This is a genomic window from Gemmobacter sp. (genome assembly GCF_016792925.1).
Lineage (GTDB): Bacteria > Pseudomonadota > Alphaproteobacteria > Rhodobacterales > Rhodobacteraceae > Gemmobacter.
In genome coordinates this window covers 1-2,509 of sequence record NZ_JAEULU010000067.1, presented here as the reverse complement: position 1 = coordinate 2,509, position 2,509 = coordinate 1, and the positions used below count along the sequence as shown (strand labels likewise).

The window sequence follows — 2,509 nt, the reverse complement described above, 5'->3', positions numbered from 1 at the left end:
AGCGGCGAGGGGTACGAACTCTTGGACGGCCTGTCCGGCTTTGGCACGACGTCGCAGATGTTCGATGCCGCCTATTGGCGCGCCAAGGAGGGCGAGCTTGCGCGCACCATTCTTGCAACCCCCGGCGTCAAGGCTGCGCGGGTGCATCTGGCGCAGCCGGGGCCACAGCTGTTTCAGCGCGATTCGCAGGCCTCGGCTTCTGTCACGGTCACGATGGCCAGCGGGTCGATGTCCGTGGCGCAGGCGCGTGCGTTCAAGCACCTTGTGGCCTCGGCCGTCAGCGGGATGGCGCCGGAAGATGTCTCGGTCATCGACGCCCAGGGCGGGCTGATCCAGACCGGAAGCGATGAGGCGGGCGCAGATCCCGCTGGCAATGATCGGGCCGCTGAACTGCGCCGCAATGTGGAGCGGTTGCTGGAGGCACGGGTCGGCCATGGCAAGGCGGTGGTCGAGGTCAGCCTTGATGTGGTCAATGATCGCGAGCAGATCACCGAGCGCAAGTTCGATCCGCAAAGCCGGGTGGCCATCTCTACGGAAACGCAGGAAAAATCGGGCACCAGCAGCGAATCGGCTCAGGATGTGAGCGTGGCCTCCAACCTGCCGGAAGGCGACGCCGCTGCCGGAAGTGGCACTCAAAGCCAGAATTCGGAAACCCGGGAACGGGTCAATTTCGAGGTCTCGGAGACGCAGCGCGAGGTGGTCCGGGGCCCCGGCACGGTGCGTCGTCTGACGGTTGCCGTGCTGGTTGACGGATTGCGCGTGGCCGACGCGGAGGGGGCGATCACCTGGCAGCCGCGCCCGGAGGAGGAGCTTGCGGTGCTGCGCGAACTCGTGGCCTCGGCGGTCGGTCTTGATGAAAGCCGGGGCGACGTGCTGACGCTCAAGTCCCTCGCCTTTGAGGCCACCCCCGAGGCCGGAACACTGGCGGAGGCAAGCCTGCTGTCGGGCTTGGGCCAGCTGGATGTCATGTCGCTGGTCCAGGTTGCAGTTCTGGCGCTGGTGGCGCTGGTTCTGGGGCTGTTTGTGCTGCGCCCGATCCTCACATCATCCTCCAACCCGGTTGCAAGCCTGCCAGCCGCGACGGCCCCGCTGGCACTTCCCGGCGCCGAGAGTGGCACTGGCGATCTGTCGCCCCGCGTGGTCAGCGGAGAGATTGATGACATTGGCGAATATTCCGGCATGCCGGTTTATGGCGAAGCCACGGAATTGCCCGATGACCCGGTGGAGCGCCTGCGCCGCCTGATTGACGAGCGGCAGGCCGAATCGGTCGAAATTCTGCGCGGATGGCTTGAAGCGGAAGAGGAGCGTGCATGATGGCCATGCTACGGCTTGAGGTCTTTGAATCTGCCGACCCCGCACAGGAGCCAGTTGCCCCCTCTGCCGCAGGTGCGGATCAGGAGAGCCGACTGGAGGCCTATGAGCAGGGGTATCGCGCGGGCTGGGAAGATGCGGCAGCGGCCCATGCCGAGGATCAGCGGCGCATCCGCGTGGATCTTGCACGGAGCCTTCAGGCCCTTGGCTTCACCTATCAGGAGGCGCGCGCGCATGTGCTGAAATCGCTGGCGCCCTTGATGCAGGATATGGTGGGCAAGCTTTTGCCCGAAATGGCGCGGGAAGCGTTGGCCCCCACCGTATTGGAAACCTTGATGCCGCTGGCCGAACAGCTGGCAGACGAACCCGTGACGCTGGTGGTGAATGCCAATGATCGCAAGGCAATTGAAGAATTGCTGGAACAGGCGACGGGCCTGCCCGTGACCATCGTCGAGGAAGCAACCCTGAGCGAAGGGCAGGCCTTCCTGCGTCTGGGCTTGCAGGAAGTGCATATCGATCTTGCCCGCGCCACGGCTGAAATCGCCGCCGCCGTGCGGGGCTTCTTTGGATTTTCGGAAAAGGAATGAGCTATGGAAGACATGGTTGACCAAAGCCCTTTCGGCCAGGTGCCCATCGAAATTCTCATCTCGGTGGGGAAGGCGCGGCCGCAGGTGCGCGATCTTTTGCGCCTTCAGCGCGATGCGGTGCTGCCCCTGGATCGCCGCGTCGATGACCCGGTCGAGCTGTATGTCGGGGACCGGCTGATTGCCCGCGGCGAATTGCAGGAGCTGGAAGGCGATCAGGCCGGGCAACTCGCCGTGCGACTGATCGAAGTGGCCAGCCTCAAGGGCGGTCTTTGATGCGGCATCTGCTGGGGGTTTTGGCCCTGTTTCTGGTGCTGACAGCACCGGCACTGGCGCAGGATGTGCCGTTGGATGCTCTGCAAGGCCCTGATCTGGCAAGCAGATCGGTGCAACTGATCGCATTGATCACCATCCTCAGCATCGTGCCGGGAATTGCAGTGATGGTGACGTGCTTTCCGTTCATCGTCACCGTGCTGTCGATCCTGCGCCAGGCGCTTGGCCTGCAAACGGCACCGCCCAATATGGTGATCGTGAGCCTTGCCATGTTCCTGACCTGGTTTGTGATGGACCCCGTGCTTACCGAGGCCTGGACCCGGGGCGCAGGCCCGTTCTCG

The 2,509-nt window shown here is 64.2% G+C and carries 3 protein-coding genes and 1 pseudogene; all 4 read left to right on the top strand.

Annotation, left to right across the window (positions count from 1 at the left end):
- A partial coding sequence (gene fliF, locus JNN06_RS03760) for a flagellar basal-body MS-ring/collar protein FliF (RefSeq protein WP_291238263.1) occupies positions 1–1,314 on the top strand: 1,314 nt, incomplete at its 5' end.
- Positions 1,314–1,898 (top strand): flagellar biosynthesis protein, encoded by a 585-nt coding sequence (locus tag JNN06_RS03755; protein ID WP_291238262.1) that lies wholly within the window; start codon positions 1,314–1,316, stop codon positions 1,896–1,898. The genes fliF and JNN06_RS03755, both read left to right, overlap by 1 nt.
- A 3-nt stretch (positions 1,899–1,901) precedes the next feature.
- A complete protein-coding gene (locus JNN06_RS03750; RefSeq protein WP_291238261.1) occupies positions 1,902–2,171 on the top strand; it encodes a FliM/FliN family flagellar motor C-terminal domain-containing protein in 270 nt (89 codons plus the stop codon).
- Positions 2,171–2,509: pseudogene (locus JNN06_RS03745) on the top strand (flagellar biosynthetic protein FliP); the annotation flags it as partial. The gene JNN06_RS03750 and the pseudogene JNN06_RS03745, both read left to right, overlap by 1 nt.